Annotated in this window: 3 protein-coding genes; 2 read left to right on the forward strand and 1 reads right to left on the reverse strand. The window is 69.2% G+C overall.

Features of this window, described 5'->3' with window-relative positions:
- Positions 1-266 precede the first annotated feature (266 nt).
- On the forward strand, positions 267-2,306 hold the full coding sequence (locus C1I97_RS30425; RefSeq protein WP_111006314.1) for a glycosyltransferase family 2 protein: 2,040 nt from the start codon (positions 267-269) through the stop codon (positions 2,304-2,306).
- Positions 2,303-4,237 (forward strand): kelch motif-containing protein, encoded by a 1,935-nt coding sequence (locus C1I97_RS30430; RefSeq protein WP_111006315.1) that lies wholly within the window; start codon positions 2,303-2,305, stop codon positions 4,235-4,237. Before C1I97_RS30425 ends, C1I97_RS30430 begins: the two co-directional genes overlap by 4 nt.
- 76 nt (positions 4,238-4,313) lie before the next feature.
- Here C1I97_RS30430 and C1I97_RS30435 read toward each other — a convergent pair whose 3' ends face one another.
- Positions 4,314-5,348, reverse strand: a complete 1,035-nt coding sequence (locus tag C1I97_RS30435) for a glycoside hydrolase family 6 protein (RefSeq protein ID WP_111006316.1) — start codon at positions 5,346-5,348, stop codon at positions 4,314-4,316.
- Between the last annotated feature and the right edge of the window lie 99 nt (positions 5,349-5,447).

Below are 5,447 nucleotides of genomic sequence, written 5' to 3' on the forward strand. Positions count from 1 at the left end.
CGGCACCGGCAACGCGAGCAGCCGGCAGCACACCACCACGGTCATCCAGTACGGCACGGGCCTGCGGAGCCGGGCCGAGACGGTCGCCGAGCTCTTCCCGGGTTCCGCGCTCAAGGCCATCGGCGGGCCGTGGTGCCGTGTCTACAAGGTGGCACGACGTGGTGCCTGCGGCTCACCACGCACACGTCTGCGAAAGGTCCGGGGGGTCCCGCAGCAGGCGAAGGAAGCGACGAACACGCGCACATCTGCGTGTGGGGGGATGACTCATGACGACCACGCCGAAAGGCGTCGGGCAGGACTTCGATCCTTCCCGAACGGCCCAACTCCGATTGCCGTGGCAGCGCAGCGGCCACACCGGCACCCTGCGCAGAATCAAGAAGACCCTGCCGAGATACGACTACGAGCACTACAGCCGCCTGGCAGGTCCCCTCACCCAGCCCGACCCGGACAAGCCGTACAAGGTGCAGTACCGCTCGCTGATCTCCCAGGAGCCGCACCGCATCCGGGTCGCGCTGATGCCGGCCGCCGCGCCGCTGCTGTCACTGGTCCTGCTGGCCTGGCTGCTGCAGCCCGAGCACTGGACCGAACGCGACTACCCGGCCTACGACTTCCTGCCGGCCCTCGACGTGGTGATGCTGGTCTCGATCGGCCTGATCGAGTTCTTCCGCTGCATGAACGTGCTGTCCAACGCGCACGCCACCCTGGTCGCCCGCGACCCCGTACCCGTGGTGCCCGAGACCGGCACGAGGGTCGCCTTCCTGACCTCCTTCGTGCCCGGCAAGGAGCCCCTGGAGATGGTGACCAAAACCCTGGAGGCCGCCGTGCGGCTGCGCCACCGGGGTCTGCTGCACGTCTGGCTGCTCGACGAGGGCGACGACCCCGAGGTGAAGGAGGTCTGCGCGCGCCTGGGCGTCCACCACTTCAGCCGCAAGGGCGTCGCGCGCTGGAACCAGGCCAAGGGCCCGCACCGCGCCAAGACCAAGCACGGCAACTACAACGCCTGGCTCCAGGCCCACGGCGACGGCTACGACTTCTTCGCCTCCGTCGACACCGACCACGTACCGCTGCCCAACTACCTGGAGCGGATGCTGGGTTACTTCCGCGACCCGGACGTCGGCTTCGTCATCGGCCCGCAGGTCTACGGCAACTACGACACGTTCGTCACCAAGGCCGCCGAGTCCCAGCAGTTCCTCTTCCACGCCCTGATCCAGCGCGCCGGCAACCGCTACGGCGCCCCCATGTTCGTCGGCACCTCCAACGCCGTACGGATCAGGGCGATCCAGCAGATCGGCGGCCTGTACGACTCGATCACCGAGGACATGGCCACCGGCTTCGAGATGCACCGCGCCACGAACCCGGCCACCGGCCGCAAGTGGAAGTCGGTCTACACCCCGGACGTGCTCGCGGTCGGCGAGGGCCCGAACGCCTGGACGGACTTCTTCACCCAGCAGCTGCGCTGGTCGCGGGGCACGTACGAGACGATCCTCAAGCAGTACTGGAAGGGCTTCGGCACCCTGCCGCCGGGCAAGCTCTTCAACTACACCATGATGATCATCTTCTACCCGATGTCCGCCCTGAACTGGATCCTGGCGGCGCTGAGCTGCGCGCTGTTCCTGGGCCTGGGCGCCTCGGGCGTGAACATCGACCCGACCGTGTGGCTGATGCTGTACGGCAACGCCTCCGCGCTCCAGATCGGCCTGTACGTCTGGAACCGCCGGCACAACGTCTCCCCGCACGAGCCGGAGGGCTCCGGCGGGGTGGCCGGCATGGTGATGTCGGCGCTGTCGGCGCCGATCTACGCCCGCTCGCTGATGGACGCCGTACTGCGCCGCAAGAGCAAGTTCGTGGTGACCCCGAAGGGCGAGTCGGCGAGCCCCGACACGCTGTTCGGCACGTTCCGCATCCACTGGTTCTTCATTCTGGTCTTCGGCGGTTCGCTCGCCGCCGGTTTCGCCTTCGGGCACTCCCACCCGGCGATGGTCACCTGGGCCACGTTCGCCATGCTCGTCACGGCCGCACCGATCCTCGCCTGGCGGTGGACGCTCCGGCAGGAGCGGAAGAAGGGCACGGGCCCGGGCCCGGTCACCATGCCCCAGCCGCGGGACGCGGCCCCGGCGCACGCGCACCGGGCCCACACCCCGGCCCAGGGGACGCCGGTCCCCGCGGCGGAGGTGCCACCGGGACCCGCGCCGCACACGGCGCGGCAGCAGCCCACCTGGGCGGCGACGGACGGAGCGGCCGACGGAACGACGGGCGAGCACACCATGCAGATCGCCCTCGGTGGACTGGGGGGACATAAGGAATGAGGGACCAGGCCGGCCTCCGTCGCGCCCGACGGCTCGGGATCGGCGCGGTGGTGGTAGTCGCTCTGGCCGGGATGAACGGGCCGTGGCTCTACCGCTTCAGCACGGAGCGCTACCACCAGTACAAGATCAACAAGCCCGAGTACAAGGCCGAGAACGGCCACTGGGAGATCGTCGAGTTCCCGAAGGAGTACCGGCAGAACACCATCCACGCCGTGCTGCTGCACACGGGCAAGGTGCTGATGGTCGCCGGCTCGGGCAACAACAAGAAGAACTTCGACGCCCGGCGGTTCGACACCCGTATCTGGGACCCGGTCAAGGGCACCGTCAAGAAGGTGCCCACGCCCGAGGACCTGTTCTGCACGGGTCACACCCAGCTCGCCGACGGCAACATCCTGATCGCCGGCGGTACCAAGCGTTACGAGAAGCTCCAGGGCGACGTCACCAAGGCCGGCGGCCTGATGGTCGTCCACAACGAGAACCCGGACAAGCCGATCACGCTGCCCGCGGGCACGAGGTTCACCGGCAAGGGGAACGGCAAGACGTTCGTCTCCAAGGACCCGGTGCTGGTGCCGCGCGCCAAGAAGAACTTCGACGCCACCGGCAGGTTCACCGGCAACACCCCGGGCCTGGGCCGTGTCTACGTCGAGGCGCAGAAGAGCGGCGCCAGGTACGAGACCGGAACCCAGGACAACTACCGGATCCAGGGCATGACCGGCGCCGACGCCCGCAACACCTACGGCATCGCGGAGAAGCTCGCCCTGGACAAGAAGGACTTCCAGGGGATCCGGGACGCCTACGAGTTCGACCCGGTCGCCGAGAAGTACATCAAGGTCGACCCGATGAACGAGGCCCGCTGGTATCCGACGCTCGCCACCCTGAGCGACGGGAAGATCCTCAGCGTCTCCGGCCTCGACGACATCGGCCAGCTGGTCCCGGGCAAGAACGAGGTCTTCGACCCCAGGACCAAGAAGTGGACGTACACGCCGAAGGTCCGTCAGTTCCCGACCTACCCGGCGATGTTCCTGCTGCAGAACGGCAAGCTGTTCTACTCGGGTTCCAACGCGGGCTACGGCCCGGCCGACGTGGGCCGCGACCCGGGCGTCTGGGACGTGGACAGCAACAAGTTCACCCAGCTGCCCGGCCTGAGCGACGCCGACATGATGGAGACCTCCGGCACGGTCCTGCTGCCGCCCGCGCAGGACGAGCGGTTCATGGTGATCGGCGGCGGCGGGGTCGGCGAGTCCAAGCTGGCCAGCAACAAGACCCGGATCATCGACCTGAAGGACGGCAACCCGCGCTTCACCGACGGTCCGACGCTGGAGAAGGGCACCCGCTACCCGCAGTCCTCGATCCTGCCCGACGACTCCGTCCTGGTCTCCGGCGGCTCGGAGGACTACCGGGGCCGCGGCGACTCCAACATCCTCCAGGCCCGGCTCTACGACCCGAAGTCCCACACCTTCAAGCGGGTCGCCGACCCGCTGGTCGGCCGCCACTACCACGCCGGTTCGATCCTGCTTCCGGACGGCCGGGTGATGTTCTTCGGCTCCGACTCGCTCTTCGGCGACAAGGCCAACACCAAGCCCGGCACGTTCGAGCAGCGCGTGGAGATCTACACGCCGCCGTACCTCTACCGGGACGCGCGGCCCTCCCTGTCGGGCGGCCCGCAGACCATCGTCCGGGGCGCCTCCGGGACGTTCACCTCGCAGCACGCCGGCACGGTCAAGAAGGTCCGGCTGATCCGCCCGAGCGCCTCCACGCACGTGACGGACGTCGACCAGCGCTCGATCGCGCTGGACTTCACCACGTCCGGTGACAGGATCACGGTGACGGTGCCGAAGAACCGGAACCTGGTGCAGTCCGGTTGGTACATGCTGTTCGTGGACGACGACCAGGGGACGCCGAGCACGGCGCAGTGGGTGAAGGTGCCGTAGCCCGACGGCTCCCGAGGGGGCGCCCTCCGCCGCCTTTACGGCGGTGGGGGCGCCCCCAAGTCGTCTTTGTGTAGGGCTACTTGCTGGCCTTGGCGAGTTCGAGCGCGTACTCGGCCCACCAGTCGCCCGCGTTGGGTCCGCCCTTGCAGGTGCCGTCGGACTCGCCGGGCCGCTTGACCCACAGGTAGGCGTCGACGAGGGGGTCGGCGGTTCTGGTCGTGGGTGTCTCGCCCAGCGCCCGGCCGGGCGGGTTGCACCAGCGCTCGCCCGGATCGCCGCCGTCGTAGGGGCCGTTGCCGTTGCGGCTGGTGTCGACGACGAAGTGCTGGTTCCCGAGCTTGGCGGACAGTCGCTTGCCGTAGGCGATGGAGTCCTCGGTGGAGTAGAAGTTGGAGACGTTGACCGCGAAACCGTCGGCCCGGTCCACGCCCGCCCGCCGCAGCGGCTCGAAGATCTGGTCGGGGTGGCCCCAGCCGGCGTTGCCCGCGTCCAGGTAGACCTTGGTGTTCTTCAGGGACTTGAGCCGTTCGACCGCGCCCTTGAGCAGGTCGTAGCGCTCGTCCTGGAACTCCTTTGGGGTGCAGCCGTCCACCAGGTGCAGCACGGCGTCCGGCTCCAGGATCACCGTGGCCGCGCGGTCCCCGATGCCCTTGGCCACGCCGTCCACCCAGGCCCGGTAGGTGTCGCCGTCACCGGCGCCGCCCTGCGAGTACTGGCCGCAGTCGCGGTGCGGGATGTTGTAGAGGACGAGCAGCGCGGTGCGGCCCGCCCGGTCGGCGGCCTCGGTGAACCCGCGGGCCTCCTGCTCGGAGTTCTCCGGCCCGATCCACTCGCCGGTCGGCTGCTCGGCGATCTTCCGGATCTGCTCGGCGTCGGTCTTCTTCCCGGCCTTGACGTACGCGGCGACCTGCCGGGCGGCCCTGCTGTCCGGGTTGACCCAGAACGGGTCGGCGCCCTTGGGCTGCTGGGTGGGGGAGGCGCCGTCGTCCTTGCCGTCACCGCCGCCCGAGGAACACCCGGCGGCCATCAGCGCCGCCCCCAGCACCGCCGCGGACGCCCGGACTCCCGCCGAAGAGGCGCGCGAGAGTGCCCCTTTCCTGCTGCCGTACATGCCTTCCCCCCTGGTGCGTTCGGCCACGCCTCATGCTGACACACGGGCGGCGCGGCCCTCACACACTCCGCCGGCGCCTGTCGGGGACCTGTTACGGCG

Source organism: Streptomyces sp. NTH33 (genome assembly GCF_003236365.1).
In the GTDB taxonomy this organism is placed as follows: Bacteria; Actinomycetota; Actinomycetes; order Streptomycetales; family Streptomycetaceae; genus Streptomyces.

Excerpts from the sequence above, each read along its gene's own strand:
- C1I97_RS30425 (WP_111006314.1), top strand. The coding sequence starts at position 267 with ATGACGACCACGCCGAAAGGCGTCGGGCAGGACTTCGATCCTTCCCGA.
- C1I97_RS30435 (WP_111006316.1), bottom strand. The coding sequence starts at position 5,348 with ATGTACGGCAGCAGGAAAGGGGCACTCTCGCGCGCCTCTTCGGCGGGA.
- C1I97_RS30430 (WP_111006315.1), top strand. The coding sequence starts at position 2,303 with ATGAGGGACCAGGCCGGCCTCCGTCGCGCCCGACGGCTCGGGATCGGC.